The sequence below is a fragment of the Vibrio sp. E150_011 genome (genome assembly GCF_053544015.1).
Window position 1 is genome coordinate 259,455 of record NZ_JBHFOL010000004.1, and the last position, 23,497, is coordinate 282,951.

Here is a 23,497-nt window from a genome sequence, read left to right on the forward strand (position 1 = left end):
GCATTCCGCTGCCTCACTCCCCTATTCACGCAAAAAGTTCTCAATGACTTTTTCTTTTGTATCTAAACACGGATTATCAAACATGAAATCATTTTTCCTAAAATCCCTTAGATTTTGCGTCAAAGCCATCGTCGTTGTGGGTGGTTTTCTCTCGTTGAGCTACGCATTCTCCTTGCTCTCAACCATTCACGGACAAACCCTGCCACCAGAGCACTTTACCAATGGTGAACCAAACATTATCGGGCTGCTCAATTCTGAAATTTTTATGGGCATGATCTTTGTCATTACGCTGTCGATTATCGGTTACGTACTGTATCTGCTGTGGCAGTTGCATGAAGTTGCGGTGCATCGCAGTCAATACATGCAGAGCGCACATGCCAATCTCGTGTTCGCGTTATCGCTCTGTGGCTTGTTCATCGATAAGCTTTGGTGGGTGTTAGCCATCATCATTGCCTTTACCAACTGGGAAGCCGTCGGCAAAGCGATAAGCCATGTCATAAACATTGGCATTCACGGTAACAAAAAGGAGGAAGTGTAATGAAAGAAATCATGCTCCCTTATGTACTCATCATCTGGTTACTCGTCAAACTTGGCGTCATCAAATGGACACTAAGAAATGCAGTGATCAGCGTTGGTGTTGGGGCATTTATTGCCTTCATGCTCTTTACGGCACACCGATTTTGGTCGCCTGCTGATTTAACTGACAGTACCACGGTAAAGGCCCCTCACGCCGTATTGAGCCCTTTGTTTGGGCAACAGGTGAAAGATATTTATGTCACCCATAACCAAAGCGTCAAAAAAGGCGACCTATTGTATACGTTAGAGTCTGAAGACACGGATGAAGAGATAAAAAGCTTACGTTCAAGTTTGATCGCCAGTCACCACCGTATTATTAGCATCGAAGAACAAATCACTATTGATAAAAAGAACCACCAGCGTTTAGTCAGGCTTGATGAATTCAGCTCAGAGCAAGAGCGAGATGAGCTTTACACCAAGATCCAAAAAGGAAACGCTGATTTAATGGCCGCGCATTCTGACGCCGACGGCATCACAGCAAAGATCAATCAAACAGAATGGCTCAATGATCGAAATCAGGTGCGTGCTCCATTTGATGGTATTGTCGGCGTGATCAACATCGCCGAAGGATCCCGTACTGGTAACTTATTCCTTTACGATACCGATCGTAAATTTGTCGAGATGCGTGTCAGCGATCAGACGTATCGCCACATCAAAGAAGGACAGTTTGCTGAGTTTTTTGTTAACTCACACCCTGGAGAAATTTTTAGAGGTCGAGTGCATAGCATCACAAGCAACACCGGAGAAGCCACGGTCTCTTCAATAGGTTCAAGCCAACAGGTTCGCCAGCACGTTGGTAACAATGCAGGTTCACATGGTCGTACTATTGTCATTGAATTTGATGAACCAGAGGGCTATACCGTCCCTCTAGGTGCCACAGGCTCAGGCTGGGTATCAGCAGAAAAACCGTCAACAAAACTCGGATTTATGGACATTATTGGTGGAGCAACCGTTCGTCTTAAGGCGCTAAAGGCTTACTTGAACGCGTTTTAGACCACTATCGATTGACCCTTTGGAGCCCACAAAAAAATTTGAACTCTGTATGGTTCTGGAACAGGCGTTTGGGCTCAAGGCACCGCATTTATGTGCGGTGCTTTTTTTACGTCTACTGATCAACAAACCCACATCTAATCACCCGACCTTTCTTGTACTCATCGACTACCATCAATCTATTCGAAAACCACATACAAAGTAACTTAGAACTATTCAACATTCCCGTTACCTTAGCCGCGTTCCAAATCAGTGGACTAATAAAAATAAAGGTAACTAACATGAAAAAAACAGCAATCGTTCTCGCATTAACATCGGTATTTGCAACCAATGTTATGGCTGAAGGTCTCTCAGGTGGCGTAGAATTAGACGCTAAGTTCGTAAATGGTCAAACGGAATACACCACAAGCAACGGTTCTGGTATCAAAGCATTTGTTGGTTATGAGGGCTTTGGCGCATCAGCGAAACGTAAAGCGAATTTCGAAAATGAATACAACGTTAACTACAAGCATGACTTCACTAACTTTTGGTTGAAAGGCGAATACGAGTTTGTTGACAAGAAAAGTCGTCAAGACCCTGCAAATGACCAAAACAAGTTTGGTGTGACTGTTGGTGGTAACGTAGCAGACCTATTTGACTCGTCACTACGTCTTCGTAAAGATACTGACCTAAATTCAGGGAAAGGCAAAGAGCGCAGCGATGTTTACCGTTTTGACCTTGCCGCAGGTAAGCAAGTCACTGAGCGTATGTACTTCAACGCAAAAGTCGTTGGCCAGAAAGAAAGCAACGACAAAGCAATCACGGGTGATAAAAACAAAGACACCACCTACAACGTTGAACTACGTGCAACCTTCACTGACATCCAAAACATGGTGCCTTATGTAGAAGTCGGCAATGAAGGCGCATTCGGTACAGATACTCGCAATACATACGGTAAAGTGGGTGTTATTTTCCCGTTCTAATCTCTTACAAACTTACTTAGGTCATCCTAACTGAGTGGCTCAATAGCCAAAAAAGAAAACCGTCGATATTCGAAGGATTGAATATCACTGTTTCCACACTACTCAATCGCTATTACCTGCAAGAACACCTCCCTGTATTCAAGCCTAAGCCAGCACTATCTAAACGTTAAAACTGGTAGTTAAACTCAACCCGTTGGTCGCCCTCAAAATAGCTCTGATTTTGTGTCCAGTTTGCAAAATAACGAACATTGGCACGCCCTGTAATCTGATAAGACACGGCAAATTCATTGGTAAAAATTGAGCTCTGACCTTGTCCATATGCATTATCTACATACGACTTGGATCCCGAGATTGTGGTCAACCACATCGGGTTATAGTTGAGCCAGATCTTGTCGGTAATGGCATACTTAGTGTAAGCACCGACAACGGCATAGGTGCCTGGAATTGTATAGCCAATATTTTGCTGCTCAATCTCACCATATCCAGGGAATTCCCCATTACGAACATTTAAGCCCAAGCCTGCTAGGGGGTAAAGATTAAGATTACCAAATGCTGGCAGTGCTTGAATGATGCTATATGACGCATTCAGGTTTTCTTGCGCAACGTCGTAGTTCACATCAATTTGTGAGCCACGGCCATTTGTTTTGTCTACGCTAAAGTTTCGGATTCGAACGGAATCAATGGAATTATCGCGGTCACCAGTGCCAGTCCAACCAAGCCATTCACCCGCTACACCCTTCACCTCAAGAATGTTCATCGCCATGGTATCAGGATTGCCCGTATCGTAGACTTGGCCAACTTTTACGTTGATACCTTTATCCGAAATACCCGCACCCGCTTGGGTATAAACGGCTAACGGGTCAGACATATCTTGTACTTGAGTGGCTTCAGATTCAGACGCGATTGCAGAAAAAGAAAAAGCCGCAACGATTGCTGAGGCTAAAATTGAAGTATTTGCACGCATTAACTATCACCTTATGATTTACATCCGCGTCCAGCAGATATAAACAAGTTAAAACAACGCCCTGTCCATTTAGCGCGCGTGCAGCCTAAAAGGACGTCTCGTTAACCTCAATTAACCAAGGGTTATAGTGTTCATTACATTTTGAGTCTTGACCGTAGCTTAATCCTTATACCATCAGGACTTAGCTTTATTTTTTATGTTATTTTTAAATGTAGAAAATGAAAAGCCCGTCACTAACATCGTTCCGGTGATCACCAACAATGCCCCTACAACCGTATTCACGCCCACTGGCTCATCTAGGTACAAATTACCCCACAAAATACCAAACATAGGGACCAAGAAGGTCACTGACAACGCAGAAGAAGGTCCCACATCGTTCACTAGACGAAAATACAATAAATACGCCGCACCCGTACACACCACACCGAGTAAAACAACCGCTAACCAGATATCGCTTGTGGGTTCCCCTCGCATCGGGACAAATGGCACCAACGGTAAGACAATTAAACAGGCCGCCCACATGCTGCCATGTGCGTTATTAAACGAAGAGATAGACGGGGCACTTTTAGCATAATTAGTCGCGATACCATAACTACAGGCGGCCATAATACTGGCTAGAATGGGTAGCGCCGCTTCTTGTCCGATTCGTCCTGCATCCCACCCCACGAGCACAACGACACCAATCACCCCGACACATAATCCGAGCACACCCGATTTAGTCAGCGGCGCTTTACGCCAAAATACGCCGATAATCGCCCCCCAGATGGGTGCGGTTGAATTCAGTATTGCCAAGGTTGACGCATTCAAGGTTTGAGCCGCATAGGCAAAAAGAAGAAAGGGTAATGCAGAGTTAAACAAGCCGATGGTGAAGAAGTGACGCCGGTATCGAACAAACTCCAGCTTTTTTTTCAGATAGACACCCACTAAAAGTAACGCTAGTGCTGCGAACAACACCCTCGCTTCAATGAGGATTGCTGGGCCCATGACGTTAGCGGCAAGTCTCATAAACAAAAATGAGCCACCCCAGATGGCGGCTAGAACAAAAAGGCGTACAAAACTGGCAAAATCCATGACCTGCTCTCTAAAAATTCCATTAAACGCCACTGTGAGGCAACAAAAGTGAAACTACAATCAATTTGTTCATCTCAGATTTTACTTGCAACACTTCCAATCAGCCTCAACCATTGACACATCACTATGCTTTGGTAGCATAAATTTTATCGTTAGAACACAGACCATTAGCCTTTTATACTACTATTAATGATGCTTAAAATAGGTATGTTGATACTCCAAAAAAGCATAGTGCTAAAAGAACAATCACGATAGCGATGCTATGTAGATATATCACTAATCCAGCGTTCTAGTGCGCTCACAGATATCCGTCGTCACCGTATTGTTGATGGCTAATTAGTTAATAAAAATGTCGTTCGCTGTAGAATCGTTCGCTCATATTTTGACCGTAAAACCCCTCATCCTATGGAGCAGCAACACGTTATGGATCTCAATCTACTCACTACGTTTCAAGCGGTTTATAAGCACTGTTCTATCACTCTGGCCGCAGAACAGCTTGAGCTAACACAACCGGCGGTCAGCGCCGCATTAAAAAGATTAGAGGGCGTGGTTGGCAAAGCCTTGTTTATCCGTTCGGGAAGAGGCATCGCGCCTACAGGCGCCGCAGTTGCGCTCGCCAACAAAATTCAAACCCCACTAGCGGTACTCGAAACCATTGAACAAAATAAAGACATGACGAAGGTGTATTGCAATGAAAGTCTGATGCATCTTGTTTGTGATATTGCGGGTATCTCCTTTCAAGAGCCCCCTCTCAGTGAGTCACAATTGTTGGCTGATATTGACTCTCAAAAAATTGACTTGGTCATCGACGTCGCCACCAGCATTAGTCAGTCTCATATCGTCGAGGATCTTTTTAGTGAACCCGTCGTATGTGTATGTCGAAGTGATCACCCTGAAGTTGGGGATTCCTTATCATTCGAACAATACTTTGAGTTGGAACATATCGGATTAAAACTGCGACGAAATGATGTCATCATGCTTGAATTCCTGGCAGAAAAGCCTGTGCCGAACCGCCGCGTTAAAGCAGAAACAGGTTCCATATCCAGTATGCTGTCGTTAGCCGCGACCACCAATTTAATTGGCGCTTCGACCGTATCACTAGCAAAACACATGGCACCTATTCTCAAGCTCAAGGTCTTGGAAATACCGTTTCCAATGCGCAACTTACAGTTTCGAATGATCTATCATCGACGCTTCCTAAATGACGAGCAACACAAGCTGATTCGTCAAAACATTAAGCACATCATCCAAAACAATCAATACCGATAAACAGATGCGCGCCACCAACAAGATAAGAGTAAAACCTGAACGATAAATTGATGAAGTACATTCGCATGATATGGACTAAGGTTTAAGAACAGGCGCATGCCTAACTTGCGTATGAATATCAGTTAACGATTGGAGTGTAGTTTTGAAACGAGTGATTTTGCTGTTCAGCCATCTCGGCACATTATTCGCGGGATTTATGTTAGGTATCTATGTGCTACCGATTTTAATACAACCTGACTCCCCCAATATTGACGCCATCTCTTATCAATCAAATCAGGTAGCCTTAACCGGTCGCTTTGATAAAGAGCGGGAAGACAGCGACTTCTTCCATTGGGGAGAGGGTGATATCGCCTTGACGCAGGACTCAGTCATGTTCATGGGTGAACTCGCCCCTGGGCCCGATTACAAACTTTACCTTTCTCCCACCTTTGTGGAAACCGAAGACGATTTTAATAAACACAAAGCCACAATGGTACGAATCGGTGATATCAAAACCTTTGACCGCTTCCTTCTTCCTCTGCCCAGTGGCACAGATCTATCGGATTTCAATACGGCTGTGATTTGGTGTGAAACGTTTGGTGAATTTATTACCTCGGCCGAACTCACATCTAAGGACTCCCCTCTTCAGTAAGTGAATATTCAGTGAGCGGTGAATCAATAACGTTGTAAACACGCATCGCAGGGACAGTTGCAAACTCATGACCCTACGACGCAAAATACCCGTTATTGAAGCCCTTACTATGTTACCGTCCTGCAGGACCAACTTCTGCAGGCTTCTTACCTCTATCCCTATCAGTAATGCAACGTAACGGCCTCGAATTATTCACATCCAATTTACACCTCAATCACGAATACCAGCCATACAGTGATCCAACATAGAAAAATAAATTTTCGAATCTTATTCAATAAGTTATGTGATCTTCCGTTCAATTAACCACAATATAATAAAGGATAATTACGTCACTGTTACAAAATGTAAATAAGGAAATTGTGATGTTATACCTAGAGTTTCTATTCTTACTCGCCATGCTCTACATCGGCTCGAGAAAGGGTGGTATTGGTCTTGGCGTGGTGTCAGGCATTGGTCTGACAATTGAAGTCTTTATCTTCAAAATGCCCCCTACGTCGCCCCCCGTTACTGTCATGCTTATCATCTTGGCTGTTGTTACGTGTGCATCCATACTGGAAGCGGCAGGTGGTCTCAAATACATGCTGCAAGTTGCCGAGCGGTTGCTACGAAAAAATCCTAAACGAGTGACACTCATTGCCCCTTTCGTCACCTACAGCATGACTTTTTTGCTGGGCACCGGACATGCCGTTTACTCCATCATGCCAATCATTGGTGACGTCGCGCTTAAAAATGGTATACGCCCAGAGCGCCCAATGGCGGCATCTTCTGTCGCCTCTCAAATTGCGATTACCGCTTCGCCTATTTCTGCTGCCGTCGTGTATTACCTCGCCCAACTTGCAGAGATTCAAACTAGCATTACCCTGCTGTCAATTCTGATGGTCACAGTACCTGCAACCTTGTTTGGTACATTGCTAATGTCGTTGTACAGTATGAAACGAGGCAAAGAACTAGACGATGATCCAGAATACCAAGCACGCCTGAAAGACCCTGAATGGCGCGAGCGTATTTTGAATACTACCGCGACATCATTGGATGAAGTGCTACCTAAGTCCGCCCGAAACTCTGTACTCATCTTTCTTTTCTCGATCGTTGTCATCGTTATCATCGCTATGGTGCCAGAATTGCGCACAATCACCGACGGCGGTAAACCCATCAGCATGTCGGTCATTATTCAAATGATGATGCTCTGCTTTGGCGGAATTATCTTACTGGCAACCAACACCGACCCACGCTTAGTGCCTAACGGCGTCGTATTTAAGTCAGGTATGGTTGCCGCGATCGCCATTTTTGGTATTGCTTGGATGTCCGATACGTATTTCCAGTATGCCATGCCCCAGTTTAAATCTGGCATCGTAGGTATGGTTACCGATTATCCATGGACCTTTGCACTGGCGTTATTTACCGTTTCGGTCGTCGTCAATTCACAAGCTGCTACAGCCAGGATGATGCTGCCTGTCGGACTAGCGTTGGGTTTAGAACCTGCGCTATTGATCGGTCTCATGCCTGCCGTTTATGGGTATTTCTTCATTCCAAACTACCCATCAGACATTGCGACTGTGAACTTTGATTCATCGGGAACCACAAAGATTGGTAAATGGTATTTCAACCACTCTTTCATGAGTGTTGGTCTCATTGGTGTGATTTCAGCGTGCTGCGCCGGTTATGTGTTGGGTCAAATAGTGATTGGCTAAACTCACTATTGACAATAGTGAACAATAATTTCACTTCATCAAAATAATATAGCTAATGATTAAAAGGAATGAGTCATTAGCTATTATTATAAATATTAATATCAACATTAATCACTACTTAAAGTTTAACTATCAACATTAAATATGGCATCGTCTATCGGACCACTCATCTTATTTATGCAAAAAAAATTTAATATTTATACTTTTTGACATTGTTTATTTAATTGAATGACTCCACGTTAATCAACATCACCTTTATAAAATAACTCAAGGGGAATATTGATTTTATAAAATACAAGCGTTGCTCAAATTAAAATATATCATTCTGACATCGCCCCTAACAAATAATTCGAAAAAAAGTGTAAATTTAGAGTCAAAACTATAAATTTTCTGATAGATTTGCCGATAAAGGAATATAAAAATAAATACTGTCGGATGTTATCTCTATGCTGTCTATTAAAAACAAAATCACGCTTCTCTGCGTATTAGCGGTCATCGGTATTGCGAGTATATTTACCGTTGGTAATAAAACCTTAACCTCAAATACTCAACTAGTAGCACAGTTAAAGGATAGTTATTATCCAATAATGAGCTCAGCTACACTCAATACGGTCATTTTAGATCAAATCGCCGAGCGATTTAACCTCGCCGTTACGCTTGGTGATGAAGAGTTACTTGAGCAAAATAAACTAACTTTTGATAATTTACTGGCTAACTTTAAACAACAAAAGCTCTTACAGCCTTCGCTTTCATTATCAGTACAGCGCTTAGAGCAAGCTGCCAATAAATATTACAATGGTACGCATGATGTTGCATTTAAAATGATAGAAGGAACGTTAGATTTATCTCGTGCTGCATCACTAGCGGCAGCAAACAATAAGACATTAGAAACCTTATCTAATGATATGATCGAATTTCGAGAACAGCGTTCTGATGAGTTTGAGTTTATTGTTCAAACCTTAGAAAATGAAAATGCTCAATCTCAACGTTATATGTTATTAATTGGTGGCATTGCTTTGGCATTGCTCAGTATATTTGGGTTCTTTGTTGTACAAGGTATTCGTAATGACCTTAAGAATATCAGTGATAAGATGCGTGATATCGCTGAAGGTGACGGTGATTTAACCGTTCGACTCGTTCATAATAAACGTGATGAACTCGCGCAACTTGCCCATTCGTTTAATAGTTTTGTCGAACAGTTACAACAAAACGTAACGGCAACAATTGAAAACGTCCAAGGTTTAAATACCATTGCCAATACACTGGTGCAATCTTGTCAAGACTCGAATCAACTCACAACAAAGCAGCACCTTGCTGTCGACGAAGCAACTGAATCGCTTAACCAAATGTTTGAGGGTGTCAGACACATCGCCATGAATGCGAACGATACCGTCGCATCGGCGCAAAGTGCCAATATTCAAGCACAACGTGGTGAACAGCAAGTTAATCAGACCATTCAATCCGTTCAAAACCTAACGATAGATGTTCGTTCAGCCTCTGATGTTGTACGTCAGCTTGACACTAATGCACAAAGTGCAGGCTCTATCCTTGACTCTATCAGCTCTATTGCCGAGCAAACCAACCTGCTGGCATTAAATGCTGCTATAGAAGCTGCTCGCGCGGGTGAACAAGGCCGAGGGTTCGCAGTCGTTGCTGATGAAGTAAGAACGCTAGCATCCCGAACACAAACCTCAACGCAAGAGATTCAGCAAGTCTTGGTACAACTGCAAGATCAGACGCGCACGGCTGCAACCATCATTGCCGAGAGTGCCGAAAAAGCAGAAGCCTGTGTTGAACAATCCCTTGTCGCGGAGCAATCTCTGCGCCAAATCACGACGGACATGGTCGAGATCAACGAACGAAACGAAAGTATTGCGAGTGCTACCGAGCAACAAGAAAACTCGTCATCTCGCATACAAGAAGTCATTGGTGACATTTCTCAGATGGCAAAATCGACCTCAGAATCCGTCGAACACGTCAATCAAGTAGCTCTGGAAATGAACACTATCACAAGCAATTTAAATCAGTTGACGGGTCGCTTTAAAGTCAGCTAAATCCCTATTTTTAAATCCCTTTCTCATTCCAATATTGGCATGAGAGGGGTTTGTTTTGCCTAAATAAAAAGAAAATACGTTACTTATGGAGTTTGTAATGAAAAAAACAGTGGTTGCTTCTCTAATCGCGCTTTCCTTTGGCGCTAGCGCTGCCAGTTTGGATGATCTAAAAATTAGTGGTTTTGGTTCTGTTGGTATTGGTAAATCAAACAACGATGCTGGATACGCTGGTTACACCAGCGAACGCTTCGATACCAAGCAAGATACCATCGCTGGAATTCAGTTTGACTTTGATATCAACGACAAAGCCAAGTTCACCACACAACTTGTCGCTAATGGACGCTATGACTTCGAGCCAACCATCGAAGTGGCGTACCTATCGTACAAATTCGATGGCTTTACTGCCCGTGCAGGTAAAATGCGTACCCCGCTTTTCATGTACTCTGATTACCTCGATGTAGGTTATGCCTATCCAATGATTCGTCCTTCTCAAGAGGTTTACGAGCACATCATTGTCAACAGTTACACGGGTGCGGATCTTTTAATTCCTTTTTCTATCGGCGAAACCACACTGCAACTGCAACCTTTTGCGGGCGTTTCGCAGGTAGAAGAACGTGATTCTACTTGGGGTGAGGTTGATCTTAACCAAACTGTTGGTTTAACTGCCCTTTGGTACGTAGATGACTTTACCTTCCGCGGCTCTTATGTATCGACAAAAACAAGCTACTCAGCACCAGGTGACCTTGAAATTCCACCAATGGATAGTGACCAAACAAAAGCATATGTCGAAGGCATTTTGGACGACAAAAAAGCATCGTTCGCTTCTATCGGTGCTCAATACGATAACGGAAGCTTACTTGGCGTTATCGAAGCAATGGAAATGAAGATGGAAGGGCGATATTCAGACGTTCGTGCTGTGTCTGGATTAATCGGATATCGTATTGATAGTGTGATGCCATACTTTGCAATGGGTTGGAATAAAACCACAGATGACGATGAACGTGACAATGCGCCAGTCGGTGAGCAAACTCTAAATAACTTTGAGCGCTTATCCTATTCAGCAGGTACTCGTTGGGATTTTGCTCAGAACATGGCGCTTAAACTTGATGTCACGTACGTCGATTACCGCGACACTTCTGGTGGCTTGATCGGCAACATTAATGCCACTGGCGACTCATTCAACGAAAATAGCTCGTTGGTTTATTCAGCAACTGTAGACTTCGTATTCTAAGGAGAAATTCATGAAAAAAATTACAGCCTTAGTGCTTACAAGCTTATTGTCTCTTAACGCCCAAGCGGGCTTTGTGGTCATTGGCAACCCCGCAGGCGTGGATGCTTTATCAAGTGGTGAAGTTAAACAGCTCTTTTTAGGCAAGAAGACTCAACTTAGCAATGGTCAAACCGCCAACTTAGTTGAGCTCAACGATGGTGACGCACAACGTATCGCCTTTCACGATGCCGCAACTGGTCGCTCTGAGTCGCAACTGCAATCAGCATGGTCACGTCTTGTCTTTACCGGTAAAGCCGAAGCGCCAGTACAGGTTGCTGACTTCGGGGCGGTTGTCAGCACCGTTGCCGCTGATGCCAATGCTATCGGCTACATTGATGAGTCGGCACTTACCGACGGCGTAAAAGTACTGTTTAAGTACTAATTCGTGAGTGTTCACAGGTTAACGTTTTAGAGTGCACTCTAACGATTAACTCGTACGGTTTATGGTCAGTTGCTTTGCACTGACCATTTTTATTTTACATAACATCGTACATAGCGCTCAATGACCGACATATCATGTCACTCGAGAAGGGTTCATCGAAGCCAACCAATGCAAAGAACCTGAACCATCTATTTTTCCCTGTCATAAAAGCAATCAAGCAACAGGCAGTCGGGTTTTATTTTTCACCTGTCCAAACGCAAAACTAGACTCAATCGCCGCAATGTTAGGTAATCGAGTTAACTCTTTACGAATAAATTGCTCATAGGTTTTCAATGAACCACTGACCACATGCAACAAGTAATCATGATTACCCGTCATCAAAAAACACTCTAATACCTCATCCAACAACTCAACATGTTGCTCAAAGCTGTGCATTTGTTCCTCTGTCGGCTTTTCTAGCTTTACCAATACAAAGACGGTAATCGGCAGTCCGCAGGCTTCTTGATCAACGCTCGCATGGTAGCCTTTTATAATGCCTTGTTTTTCTAATGCACGTACACGACGTAAACACGGTGACGGAGACAAAGACACACGATCGGCAAGGTCTTGGTTACTCAATCTCGCATTACTCTGCAGCTCTCGTAAAATTCTTTTATCTATATCATCCATTCTGCTTTCACCACAATTCATCAATATTTAGCACCAATGCACTATATAAATCATTTAAGCGCAATAATATTGCTCAAGATTAGGTCTCATTAACCAAACTCGCAATCATTCGTCATTGGCAATTTCTAGACTTTAAGGAGAATCGTCAAAAGGACTCAGACATGAATATCGCGACACAGCTCAGCCCACTCAGAAAAACCACAAAACATGAAAAAGCCCAAGCACTTGCTGTCGAACAAGCCCAACACTTTGGAATCGACCCCAACTCCGAATACGGCACCGCACTGGTCGAACTGGCCACCACACTCTACACCGCCAACAATAAAACCCATGACCTGTGGGCTTTGACTGTCGATGGACTCTCTGAACTGGATAAAAGTGACCGAATCGCGTGGTTTAATGCCAAGCGATTTCTGTCATTTCAGATTGCCAAAATCCTAGATAATCTACAAAATCCGATGCGGGCAACCTATCAATCCATCGCGACCAACAATGGTCATTTTGCCTCCAAAGGCGCATACCCCATCTTCGATAATGTCTCGGCGATATTCTCCGCGAGCCCTGTGATTACAAGAACCGCAACCTATTTATTTGCCTGTACGGAATGGATTGAAGACGCGTTTAACGGCAAAGAACCCTTACATGATATCTATTCACGGTTATTGAACCCAACGTCGATTGCGTTGGCTAATCATATTGTCGACATAGAGGCGGGATCGCGAGCTAACGAGTACCTAGCGTGGAACTTTAACTCTGGCATGGCAGCGATTGATGGTGTATTTAGCCACTTGCTTGGCTATGAAGATATTGTTCTCTCCTCTCGCAATATCTATGGTGGTGCTTACCAATTACTTGAAGATTGGTTTGGGAAATCATCCAATCTCAACATTGCCGTCGAATGGGTCGATGGCTACTCGGGAGAAGCCTTCGCAAAAAGGCTCGATGACATAACAGAACGCTACGCTGATCGCTTGGCGAGAGGTAAAAAAATCTATGTCTACCTCGAGTCCCCCTGCAATCCACATGGGTACGTTTTGGATGTCGCGGCAATCAGTCGGGAATCACATCTGCGAGGATGGGACGTCATCGTAGATTCGACCGTCGGCACCCCCTTATTACACCCGGTTCTAAAACGCGATGACATCATGGAAAGGCCCGATTTTGTCATCCATTCTTACACCAAGGAGCTCGCGGGCTCAGGCACCACAACTGCTGGTGTGGTTATAGGACGTAATGAGACGATGTTTGCGCCTAAAGGTGAAGATATGGCGTTCACCAAGCCCAATGGCGATCTTGTTACGATCCCGTGGAATGAGACGCTGTTTTGGAATGTCTACTATATCAAAGGGGCATTCCTTGACGCAGACAAAGCATTCGAAGTATTAAATGGCATGAAAACCTATGAGATGCGTGTGATTCAGAAAACCATTAACACCCTCGCCCTTGCCACTATTTTTGATGCCCACCCAGACATTAATGTCTCTTGTCCTGCCCTACCAAGCAGTGATAACTACGAACACTGTCAAAAAAACATGCACCTTGGCTTACCCGCCGCACTCTTTACCATCGATATGGAGGGCAATGGTAACCGAGAACCAATCAACCGAGACGTGTTCAAACAATTCTTTGATATGCTTGAGCCGGCAATAGGCATGCAAGTTAGCTTAGGACAGACCAACACTGTCGCGCTATGTCCAGCGCTCACCACTCATTCCGAGCTAAGTGACGAAGCCCTTAACGAATCAGGAATCAAGCCGACAACAATGCGTATTTCAATTGGACTTGAAGATCCAAGAATGTTTATCGCCCACATCATCGAAGCCGCTAAACTCTCATTAGACCGCAAACACCCAGACTTTTCGGCCAGTTTTCCATGCCCTGACACCATCGATGATATTTACATAACAACCTATATGGATGTCCACCAGCGATTTGCTCAAAGTCTGCCACGCTTTCAAGCCTTAAAAGCGTAACGTCATTTCATAGAAGTAACGATGCTGGCCGTCTGCTATTTCACCGCGCTTACGGCCAGTTATTCGCACGCTTTTATCTCAGTAATCGTGACGACAAACAAGAGTATTTGAAGCAACACTCTGATTGCTCTATAAAGCGCCTCCTATTCTCCGTTGGCGTGGTGCTCTCCCTTTATGCAAACACTTATTGATACTCTCGACTCGCAAGGTTATTACGTCTGGGACAATTTCTTGTCACCCCAACAAGTCGATGCCCTCAAGGGGTGTTTACCCGACACTTGGAAAAGCGCCTGCATAGGAAGAAATGAAGATGTCATGCGTGAAAGTGCGATTCGTAGTGACAAAATATGCTGGCTAACTTGCGAATTGGGTGAACCTGTTCAGCAATTCATGAGCAAGATGGAGGTTATTCGCCAAGCAACTAACCAACGTTTTTTCTTGGGTCTGTTTGAATATGAAGCGCATTTTGCCAAATACAATAAAGGTGATTTCTATCAAAAGCATCTCGATTGCTTTCAAGGGAATGAGAACCGTCGATTAACCACGGTATTTTACATGAATGATGAGTGGTCAGAAGAGGATGGTGGTGAGTTGGTCGTCTATGATCTCGAGGATAAAGAATTGGTCCGAGTAACGCCAAAATCCGGCCGGTTGCTCGTCTTTTTCTCCGAGCAGTTTCCTCATGAAGTGCTACCCACTCAGCGTGAACGATTTAGTATTGCAGGGTGGTTTAGGATCAACGGTGTAAAAGATAATTATCTAGACATCGCAAACTGAATAATTAAATCATTGTAAATATGGGTAAATTTTCGAAATGTCGATAATTTACCTGTATATTGACACCACTACTCATCAACGCGAGGGCATGGATTTGCTTACGCCAATTCTTCTTTTAGCCTCTTTATCGGCGGCAGATACCCCTTCTACCGTCATTCAATGTGGCGTTCAGCCCCAGCACAATACGTCTCTCACGATTAAGTTGTTCAAAAAAAACATGGTCGTCGAAACACTATCGGCGGACGCCTTATCGGAACAAGGGACTATTTTAGACCTCAAACGCACGGACAGTAGAAAAATTCTTGGTACACAGGTCTTCATCGCTAACGGCAGTGCCACGATGAATAACAAGTTCAAAAAGCACACCACCGTTCGCTATGTTATCGACAAAGATTTTGTCGAGGTTTTAAGTTCAGAGTTTTCATCCGACGGCTTTATGGTTGATGCTGATAGCGCGCGTTTCGAACACTGCAAAATGACTCAAAACCCGGCCTAATCACTTGGGTCAATTGATTTAATGATGCTGCGCTTAGAACGAAACTCTAATACTTGTTCTGGGCACACATCAATGCAACGGCCACAGCTAATGCAGTCTTGGCTCATTACTCTACGGTCACCCTCTTTAAGTGGCTGCCTCAATACCTCTGGTTCTGGACACACATTGTAGCAGTCCATGCACTTGGTACAGGCCTCTCGATTCGTCGCTGTAATCCGAATAATGCTTTTACTGCCAATGACACCATAGGTAGCGCCAAGTGGACACAAATGACCACACCAGCCATGTTCAACGAGTACAAGGTCAAGTAAAAAGACCAAGGCAATCACAACCCAACCCGCCCCCATGCCAAACACCAACCCGCGGTGTAGCGTCGCGACAGGATCGACCCACGCCCAGAGCAAAGAGCCCGACACTGCACTCCCAAGCAGTAGCACTGGGATTAACCAATAGCGAAGTTTTGCTGACCACTTGTAACTCGTTTTTAAATTGAGCTTTCTACGCATCCACGCTGCGAGATCCGTCACCAAATTCAATGGACACACCCAAGCACAAAACGCCCTTGGTGCTAGAACCGCATAAAATATCACGACAATGGCAACACCAATGAGTGCATTAACCTCAGGCCAATGCCCCGTCGCCATTATTTGCAGAACCAACAAAGGATCGCTTAGAGGAATAGTATCAAACAGTATGCTTGAAGACAGGTTCCCCTTTAATATCCCCAAGGTTGGGCCAAGCATAAACAACCCAATGATGCTCAACTGACATAAACGTCTTAGCAGTAAAAATCGATGAGCTTTCCACCAACCCAGCGCGACAATCGCCTCTTTTCCTGCATCTTTCGCTAAATTCTTTGCCATTACTTGCGACCTCCATCGTTAATTCGGATGTGTTCGCTTGGTGCAATCGCTGGCGTGTCTGGGAACTGCCCATCTCTGAGCTCTACCTTTTCTTCCCAACCTAATTGATAGTGATCGCCCATATAACCTTTTGCGAGTTCAATCGGTACGACTTTAATCACTGGAATTTCCGTCACACAGGCTTGCTCACATTTCCCACACCCTGTACAAGCATCCGAATGCACGGTCGGAATAAACTTAGCGTGGTATCCTGTGCGCTGATTCCTGATAGGTTCCAATGTGATGGCTTCATCAATCAATGGGCACACTCGATAACACACGTCACACCGCAAGCCTTGCCAGTTCAAACACTCTTCGTGATCAATCAGCACAGCCAGTCCCATTCGAGAGTCATCAATATTCGTTAGGCTATGGTCTAAGGCGCCGCTAGGGCAAGCCACCACACACGGGATATCATCACACATTTCACAAGGAATCGTGCGGGCGGTAAAGTAAGGCGTTCCAGATGCAACCGGTGAAAGAAGCGTGGCTAGCTTCAGAGTATCGTAAGGGCACGCTTGGACACACAACCCGCAACGCAAGCAAGCTTGGTCAAATTGGTTGCCCTCTAATGCTCCAGGAGGTCGAATGGGTACGCCTCCACTGGTGTGTGCTTGTCCTTGCTTTGATTGGAGGCCGAGCAGAGTTGCCGCCGCCCCAACACCTACTGCCGTTCTGGCTGCATCCCTTAGAAATCGTCTGCGAGCTTCCGACGTTTTTGATTTCGACATAACAATGCCTCGACTGAGCCCATTCATAAACAAACGCTATAAATAGGCAGGTATTAATCACATATCCCTTAAATTTAATGTGGAATTAGGTAATTGACATTACCCTTTTGAGTTATACGCAACATTGGTTGATTTACGTCAAACCAAAGCAGGCATCGCGATCACATTCATGACATTTTTGTAAATAGAGGAGCAACGCTACGGACCACAACCATGCATTGCAATCGGCGGTACGAGAGGGAGAACAATACCGGAATATTAGGGGGATTTACGAACAGGCACGCCCCAACGACCCGGAGCGTGGTTTACGTGTCATTGATCTTAACCGGTTTTCAATTCAGTTTTTTTATGGTCGGTTTCCAAGTGCATCGGCTTCTCAGAGGCTATGTTTTTAGATGCAATGTTTTTAGAGACCATGCTATTAGAGACTATGTTTTTAGCATCGGTTTTAGCAGAAGCCGCTTCGTTCGGCACTTTAAGCGCAATCGCCTCTTTATCGGGTAGTTCTGCCGTTTCACCAAAGAACTTACCTCCCGGCTCAATACTCAGATCGTTACTCCAAATTTTTCCTTTTACTCGGCCATTTGCGAGTATTTGGATACGCTCTGCGTGGCAATTGCCTTCTAATATACCATTCACAAGTAATTGCTTCGCGTGAATCTCCCCCTTTACTCGACCTGATTCTGCAACAATAAGCGCACCTTCAACGTGAATATGCCCCTCAAGGACGCCATCCACTTGAATGTCGCTTTCTAGTTTGAGTTTTCCGCTAATAGTACACCCTTTGGCGATGAGAGTTGCAGCTGCTGGGCGACTCGTTGTTCGACTGTTTTTACTAAAGATTCCCATCGTATTCCTCGTTCCTTTTTAAAAATATCTTCAAAATCGTTCACGCCCCAATCCACGAATGGTTTCGGGTTAAGTGCCCTGCCAACAAATCGTACTTCATAATGCAAATGAGGCCCTGAAGACAAACCACTATTGCCAGAGCTAGCAATCAACTCTCCTTTTTGTACGAACTGTCCATTTTTCACATTAAATCGGCTCAGGTGCGAGTAGGAACTTGAAAACCCATAAGCATGTTGTAGACGTAAGAAGTTGCCTGATCCCTTGCTGCTTTTTCTCGTGACTTCAACCACACCATCGGCGGGGGCGAATATTTTTGTTCCAGTGTTGACTGCGAAATCTAACCCTCGATGCATCTTGGCTTTTTTCGATACCGGATGAACGCGCTTGCCAAATTGAGACGAGATTCGCTCTTGACCAACCGGTGAGCCGCTGGGTATTTGTGTGAGCATCGTCATTCGCACATTGGAGTGGATTGCGGCCATATCGAGTCTCACATCGAGCGGTTCGGCTCGAGAGTCACTGGTGACACCCAACACGTGCTCTAAATCGGTCAGTCTTTCTGATACAAGCGTGATCGTCTCTTCTTGTTCGACTAAGTCTTGTTCGAGGGTGAGTTTTAAGTCTTGCAACTCAATCAACTCATTCGCCATGTTCTGAGATTCACTGATAAGCTCGGTGTGTTTAAGTTGTGCATCGTCCACACTACTGGATAGATATATGACCAAACCTAAAACACCAACAGACGTGAGCACCCCTATTGCGACGAGGCTTTTAAAAGCCCTTCTGATTCGCTTACTTAGCTGCCAATGTGCCGAGCCATTGATTGTTGAGATGGAAATCGTTAATTGGTCTTTCATATTCAGTGCTGTCTTTTTGACAAATAAAGTCATTGCTATCTTGCGGTCTAACCCGGCGTAATACGTTGCCTAATCTGACTCGATATTGGGTTCATCGCTGTGCTAACGGAAGTACTTGTTGACCAAAGAACTCGCTGACTCGCGCAAAAAGCCGCCTCCTCATAAATGGTTAACTCATGTTCTTCAATTACTCTACGCATTCACTCTAATCATGACTAGGGCGCAAAATATGGAAAATGTCAGGACGTGACACTCAGTCAAATATTGAATAAAAATAACAAGTTAGACTTAATTATTTGGTTCAAAGGTCCGCTAACCTCTCTTGTTTTTTACACGCTCTAGTTTACCCATCACTTAAAATCTATCTATCGTCATAACTTTCTGAAAATTAGCTAGAAAATACTCCCAACCCTTTCTAATATTGGTGTGATAACCGCATTTAAGAAGGTTCAATATGAAACGTTCATTTTTCCTCGTTCTCCCGTTAGCTCTAGCCTTACTAGGCTGCCAAGATGAAGAACACAGTAAAGCCCTAGGCACCCTAGAACGAGACCGTATTACCTTTTCTGCAACGGGTAGCGAAATCATCCGAGCTTTACCTATTCGGGAGGGCAGTACGGTGAATACGGGGGATGTGTTGGTTAAACTTGATACCAAGCGGCAAGAAGCCATCCTTGCTCATGCTATCGCTGAACAGGCCAAAGCAAGTGCCTACTTACTGAGGCTCACTAACGGTGAGAGGCCAGAAGACATCGCAGCCGCACAAGCCAAGGTTGATATGGCGCAAGCTAGACTCATTGAAGCCGAACAAAATTACGCTCGCGCCTCCGAACTCGTGCGTAAAAAACTGGCAAGTCAATCACAAAAAGATCAAACGGTCGCGAACCGAGATGCGGCAAGAGCTGAGCTAAACTCGAGCAAAGAAGAGTTTTCAAAATTAACAGCAGGGACTCGCCCCGAGGACATCACCCAAGCAGAAGCCGCGCTAGCCGCAGCCAATGCGGAAGTTGCCTTACAAAACCAGCAGCTAGAAGAGCTTACTATTGTGGCCACTCGAGATGGCGTATTGGATAATCTGCCTTTTAACTTAGGTGAACGCGTATCAGTGGGGGCGTTTGTCGCTGTTGTGCTGGCTGACCGCGTACCCTATGCGCGTGTGTACGTCCCTGCTTCTGCTCGTGTCCGCTTTATTCCCGGTGCAGAAGTAATGGTTCATGTCGACGGACTAGACGAGCCGCTCAGAGGAAAAGTACGCTGGGTAGCGACAGACCCCGCGTTTACTCCTTATTACGCACTCACAGAGGAAGAACGCTCACGCTTGATGTATCTTGCGGAGGTTGATTTACCTGCCAATGCCGAGCCTCTACCATCTGGTATCCCTGCCCAAGTTGACCTAGCGGGGTTAAAATAAATGACCGAGATCGCCGTGTCTGCGAACCACCTTGTCAAACGGTTTGGCGATTTCACCGCCATTAATGATGTGAACTTATCGATCCCAAAAGGCAGTATTTATGGCTTCCTTGGCCCCAATGGGTGCGGAAAATCAACCACGATACGAATGCTCACGGGCTTACTAAAACCCACCGAAGGGAAGATTGATGTATTGGGGCTGAGTATTCCCGCACAATCAGAAGCATTGCGACTCAAAATTGGATACATGACACAAAAGTTTTCGCTTTACGACGACTTAACCGTGGTGGAAAACCTGCAGTTCATAGGGCAAATATTTGGAATGCCTGCTCTTTTGCGAAAGCAACGCCTTGACGAACAACTCGCCATTTATGGCCTAAGCAATTTAAGAAAACAGCGTGTGAGCGGGATGAGTGGCGGGCAAAAACAACGCCTTGGTTTAGCCGCTGCAACCATGCATCAACCCGAGTTGTTATTCCTTGATGAGCCAACCTCAGCCGTTGATCCTGAGAATCGTCGTGAATTCTGGGAGCAACTCTTTGATCTCAGTGATCAAGGCACCACCATCTTGGTGACAACCCACTACATGGACGAAGCAGAGCGCTGCCATCGCCTCGCAATAATGGAAGCAGGCGAGATGCGCGCAGATGGTGAGCCTGAAGTACTCATGAGTAATATGGGTGTAAACATCATTGAAGTAAAAGCGACTAATCTTCGAGCCTTAAAAGAACAATTACTTAAAAGACCGGAGGTTCGCGCTGCCGCGCAAATTGGCATCCGCTTACGCATATCCATTCACCAATCTATCTCGGATCCTATTGCTTGGTTGCGAATACAATTCCCTGAGTTAACACGCGCCGAACTCACTCCCGCCAGGCCAAGCCTAGAAGATGTCTTTGTCTCTGTCACTGGGGAGGGAAGACAATGAAAAGCTTAACTCGAATGAGTGCCATTATGGTCAAAGAGTTTCGACAATTGTCTCGTGACCGCATTACATTTGGCATGGTAGTGATGATCCCCTTGATTCAATTAATCCTGTTTGGTTTTGCCATGAATACGGATGTGCGAAATATCCCTATTGCTATTGTGGACCAAAGTCATTCAGCTCCAGGTCGCATCATCAGTGAGGCGATAAAAGTGACGCAGGTGGTGAATGTTAAAGCGTCTTACGCGACTGTTGCACAGGCGGAAACGGCGATTAAAGAGGGGGGGGTTCGCGCCGCCTTGATCCTTCCTTCTGATCTCGCCCAGCGCATCACACACAACGAGATATTAGGTCAACTGCTCGTCGATGGTTCGGATACCATGATCAGCTCAGCAATGCTATCACTCCAAAATATGCCGATTGCTGAGTTTGCGATCGCGGGTTATCATCCCGACCAAACCAAGACTTTTGAAGCGACGTTACTGTATAACCCCAGCAGGCGCTCTGCGGTGAATATTGTGCCTGGGTTATTAGGTGTCATTCTCACCATGACGATGATTTTATTTACCAGTGCCGCCATTGTCCGGGAACGCGAGCGTGGCAATCTAGAACTGCTTATTACTACCCCAATTCACTCGTTAGAACTGATGATTGGTAAAATCGTCCCTTATATTTTCATCGGGCTTATCCAAATTTTTATCATCCTCGGGCTTGGCGCGCTTATTTTTAATGTCCCAATCAACGGGGATATCAGTCAGATATTACTTGGTAGCTTGTTGTTTATTGCCGCCAGCCTCACGTTGGGGTTAGTGATTTCAACCATTGCACAAACTCAACTACAAGCGATGCAAATGACGGTATTTATCCTACTTCCATCGATTCTCTTGTCTGGGTTCATGTTTCCCTATGAGGCGATGCCTAACGCCGCTCAATGGGTAGCAGAGGCTTTACCAGCGACACATTTCATGCGCATGATCCGTGGGATTATTTTGCGTGGCGCCGACCTCATGGATGTGAGGCGTGATGTCGTGTGGTTGGCGTGCTTCACATTAGGCGGAATTGTGGTTGCATCGCTGCGGTTTAAAAAAAGCTTGGATTAATGATCTGGCTTTTTGCCAAGGTTCCAGACGACAAAAAGCAGTGCCTAGGCACTGCTTTTTAACAGACTCTCGATAGAACGAGAAATAAGTAACGGTTTAGAAATTAAACGTTACACCCGCACGGATGCGGTTTTCTGTTTTGAAATTCGTGTATGTTTCGTTTGCGTAAGTCTTATCAAGAATTTGATAATCTACGTATGGTGCCCAAGATTCAAAGCCCGTGTACATAACTTGGAACGTGTGCTCCCATTTAGTATCCGCTTGGTCTTTACCATTGCCTGTAAATGCGCCGCCATCTTTTTGGTTGATGTAGGCTGGGTTGTATTCTAGGTTGAAATCAGACACGTTGTAACCAATCCAAGCGTCAACTTGGTTCGTGTCATTCGTTGTTCCACCAGAGACGCTATTAGTAGCCGCTTGGTAACGGTAACGTGCTGCCGTGTAGAAGTTACCTGTTGCGTACGTCGCTTTTAGGTAAGGACGGTATTCTGTGTGGTCAGAACCATTCCAGTATACGAAACCAGGAGTCAAGGTTACATTGTCGTTGATCGCCCAGTTGTAGTTAAGCTCAGTTTCAAACGCTGCAACGTTTTTGCCTGAATTACTCAACAACTTATCACCTTGATTTTGTGTGCCTTCAAGGTGGATCTGCCAATCTTCTGCGAAATCAAAACCGGCACGTACACGAGTCTCGTACGTTTGTGCTTCGGTTTTGTATGCGCCACGAACGTCAACGTAGGTTGCACTTGCAGGTAAAGCAACAGCTGCAACAAGCGTTGCTGCTAGCGTCAATTTTAATGTTTTCATGATAAAGCTCCGTATCGAACAGGAATGCCAACGGCATAGATTTAACGTGCTAACAACAAGGCCACTGCCAAGCATCCTTCGTTGCAACACTAAACGGAGGCCAGAATATGGCTTTACGCCGCGCCAATGTCATGAAAATGT

General features: G+C 44.9%; 23 protein-coding genes. 15 read left to right on the top strand and 8 right to left on the bottom strand.

What is annotated here, in order from left to right; all coding sequences use genetic code 11:
* The first annotated feature begins 82 nt into the window (after window positions 1–82).
* The 3 genes from ACE1OE_RS09520 (at window position 83) to ACE1OE_RS09530 (ending at window position 2,528) form a co-directional block, all read left to right on the top strand.
* Window positions 83–538: a magnesium transporter gene (locus ACE1OE_RS09520; RefSeq protein WP_449210855.1), complete on the top strand. Its 456-nt coding sequence runs from the start codon at window positions 83–85 to the stop codon at window positions 536–538.
* Window positions 538–1,569 (top strand): HlyD family secretion protein, encoded by a 1,032-nt coding sequence (locus ACE1OE_RS09525; RefSeq protein WP_449210856.1) that lies wholly within the window; start codon window positions 538–540, stop codon window positions 1,567–1,569. Before ACE1OE_RS09520 ends, ACE1OE_RS09525 begins: the two co-directional genes overlap by 1 nt.
* 278 nt (window positions 1,570–1,847) lie before the next feature.
* Window positions 1,848–2,528 carry a hypothetical protein gene (locus tag ACE1OE_RS09530; protein WP_449210857.1) on the top strand — a complete coding sequence of 227 codons (681 nt, stop codon included), beginning with the start codon at window positions 1,848–1,850 and terminating at the stop codon, window positions 2,526–2,528.
* Between the two features lie 166 nt (window positions 2,529–2,694).
* Here ACE1OE_RS09530 and ACE1OE_RS09535 read toward each other — a convergent pair whose 3' ends face one another.
* Window positions 2,695–3,492 carry a hypothetical protein gene (locus tag ACE1OE_RS09535; protein ID WP_449210858.1) on the bottom strand — a complete coding sequence of 266 codons (798 nt, stop codon included), beginning with the start codon at window positions 3,490–3,492 and terminating at the stop codon, window positions 2,695–2,697.
* Window positions 3,493–3,666: 174 nt separating this feature from the next.
* Complete coding sequence (locus ACE1OE_RS09540) at window positions 3,667–4,563, bottom strand: DMT family transporter (protein ID WP_449210859.1); 897 nt, start codon at window positions 4,561–4,563, stop codon at window positions 3,667–3,669.
* A gap of 423 nt (window positions 4,564–4,986) precedes the next feature.
* Between ACE1OE_RS09540 and ACE1OE_RS09545 the strand changes: the two genes are divergently transcribed.
* The 6 genes from ACE1OE_RS09545 to ACE1OE_RS09570 all read left to right on the top strand — a co-directional run bounded on the left by ACE1OE_RS09545 (window position 4,987) and on the right by ACE1OE_RS09570 (window position 11,860).
* Complete coding sequence (locus ACE1OE_RS09545; RefSeq protein WP_449210860.1) at window positions 4,987–5,832, top strand: LysR family transcriptional regulator; 846 nt, start codon at window positions 4,987–4,989, stop codon at window positions 5,830–5,832.
* Window positions 5,833–5,974: 142 nt separating this feature from the next.
* Complete coding sequence (locus ACE1OE_RS09550) at window positions 5,975–6,463, top strand: DM13 domain-containing protein (RefSeq protein ID WP_102468079.1); 489 nt, start codon at window positions 5,975–5,977, stop codon at window positions 6,461–6,463.
* 362 nt (window positions 6,464–6,825) lie between these two features.
* Window positions 6,826–8,154, top strand: coding sequence for an anaerobic C4-dicarboxylate transporter (locus ACE1OE_RS09555; protein WP_449210861.1), 1,329 nt, complete (start codon window positions 6,826–6,828; stop codon window positions 8,152–8,154).
* Between the two features lie 587 nt (window positions 8,155–8,741).
* Window positions 8,742–10,208, top strand: a complete 1,467-nt coding sequence (locus tag ACE1OE_RS09560; RefSeq protein ID WP_449210917.1) for a methyl-accepting chemotaxis protein — start codon at window positions 8,742–8,744, stop codon at window positions 10,206–10,208.
* Between the two features lie 97 nt (window positions 10,209–10,305).
* On the top strand, window positions 10,306–11,439 hold the full coding sequence (locus tag ACE1OE_RS09565; protein ID WP_449210862.1) for a hypothetical protein: 1,134 nt from the start codon (window positions 10,306–10,308) through the stop codon (window positions 11,437–11,439).
* Between the two features lie 10 nt (window positions 11,440–11,449).
* Window positions 11,450–11,860, top strand: coding sequence for a phosphate ABC transporter substrate-binding protein (locus ACE1OE_RS09570; protein ID WP_372061031.1), 411 nt, complete (start codon window positions 11,450–11,452; stop codon window positions 11,858–11,860).
* Window positions 11,861–12,073: 213 nt separating this feature from the next.
* Here ACE1OE_RS09570 and ACE1OE_RS09575 read toward each other — a convergent pair whose 3' ends face one another.
* Entirely contained in the window at window positions 12,074–12,529 is a 456-nt protein-coding gene (locus tag ACE1OE_RS09575) for an Lrp/AsnC family transcriptional regulator (RefSeq protein ID WP_449210863.1), read from the bottom strand.
* A gap of 161 nt (window positions 12,530–12,690) precedes the next feature.
* On the opposite strand from ACE1OE_RS09575, the gene ACE1OE_RS09580 reads away from it, so the two are divergent.
* The 3 genes from ACE1OE_RS09580 (at window position 12,691) to ACE1OE_RS09590 (ending at window position 15,775) form a co-directional block, all read left to right on the top strand.
* Window positions 12,691–14,502 carry a trans-sulfuration enzyme family protein gene (locus ACE1OE_RS09580; RefSeq protein WP_449210864.1) on the top strand — a complete coding sequence of 604 codons (1,812 nt, stop codon included), beginning with the start codon at window positions 12,691–12,693 and terminating at the stop codon, window positions 14,500–14,502.
* 174 nt (window positions 14,503–14,676) lie between these two features.
* Window positions 14,677–15,279 (top strand): 2OG-Fe(II) oxygenase, encoded by a 603-nt coding sequence (locus ACE1OE_RS09585; protein ID WP_449210865.1) that lies wholly within the window; start codon window positions 14,677–14,679, stop codon window positions 15,277–15,279.
* A 37-nt stretch (window positions 15,280–15,316) separates the two neighbouring features.
* Complete coding sequence (locus ACE1OE_RS09590; RefSeq protein WP_449210866.1) at window positions 15,317–15,775, top strand: hypothetical protein; 459 nt, start codon at window positions 15,317–15,319, stop codon at window positions 15,773–15,775.
* Here ACE1OE_RS09590 and napH read toward each other — a convergent pair.
* From napH to ACE1OE_RS09610, 4 genes are all read right to left on the bottom strand, one after another.
* A complete protein-coding gene (gene napH, locus ACE1OE_RS09595; protein ID WP_449210867.1) occupies window positions 15,772–16,638 on the bottom strand; it encodes a quinol dehydrogenase ferredoxin subunit NapH in 867 nt (288 codons plus the stop codon). The genes ACE1OE_RS09590 and napH overlap by 4 nt on opposite strands.
* Complete coding sequence (napG, locus tag ACE1OE_RS09600) at window positions 16,638–17,435, bottom strand: ferredoxin-type protein NapG (protein WP_372061039.1); 798 nt, start codon at window positions 17,433–17,435, stop codon at window positions 16,638–16,640. The genes napH and napG overlap by 1 nt, the downstream gene beginning before the upstream one ends.
* Before the next feature lie 294 nt (window positions 17,436–17,729).
* Window positions 17,730–18,257 carry a bactofilin family protein gene (locus tag ACE1OE_RS09605; protein WP_449210868.1) on the bottom strand — a complete coding sequence of 176 codons (528 nt, stop codon included), beginning with the start codon at window positions 18,255–18,257 and terminating at the stop codon, window positions 17,730–17,732.
* Entirely contained in the window at window positions 18,161–19,114 is a 954-nt protein-coding gene (locus ACE1OE_RS09610; RefSeq protein WP_449210869.1) for a M23 family metallopeptidase, read from the bottom strand. The genes ACE1OE_RS09605 and ACE1OE_RS09610 overlap by 97 nt, the downstream gene beginning before the upstream one ends.
* Before the next feature lie 454 nt (window positions 19,115–19,568).
* On the opposite strand from ACE1OE_RS09610, the gene ACE1OE_RS09615 reads away from it, so the two are divergent.
* The 3 genes from ACE1OE_RS09615 to ACE1OE_RS09625 are packed head-to-tail and all read left to right on the top strand — an operon-like array spanning window position 19,569 to window position 22,549.
* The gene (locus ACE1OE_RS09615) at window positions 19,569–20,525 is read left to right on the top strand and encodes an HlyD family secretion protein (protein WP_449210870.1); all 957 of its coding nucleotides are present in this window, start codon (window positions 19,569–19,571) and stop codon (window positions 20,523–20,525) included.
* Window positions 20,526–21,452: an ABC transporter ATP-binding protein gene (locus tag ACE1OE_RS09620; protein ID WP_102468086.1), complete on the top strand. Its 927-nt coding sequence runs from the start codon at window positions 20,526–20,528 to the stop codon at window positions 21,450–21,452.
* A complete protein-coding gene (locus ACE1OE_RS09625) occupies window positions 21,449–22,549 on the top strand; it encodes an ABC transporter permease (protein ID WP_449210871.1) in 1,101 nt (366 codons plus the stop codon). Before ACE1OE_RS09620 ends, ACE1OE_RS09625 begins: the two co-directional genes overlap by 4 nt.
* A 96-nt stretch (window positions 22,550–22,645) precedes the next feature.
* On the opposite strand, the gene ACE1OE_RS09630 is transcribed toward ACE1OE_RS09625, so the two are convergent.
* Window positions 22,646–23,356: an oligogalacturonate-specific porin KdgM family protein gene (locus ACE1OE_RS09630; protein WP_372061048.1), complete on the bottom strand. Its 711-nt coding sequence runs from the start codon at window positions 23,354–23,356 to the stop codon at window positions 22,646–22,648.
* Between the last annotated feature and the right edge of the window lie 141 nt (window positions 23,357–23,497).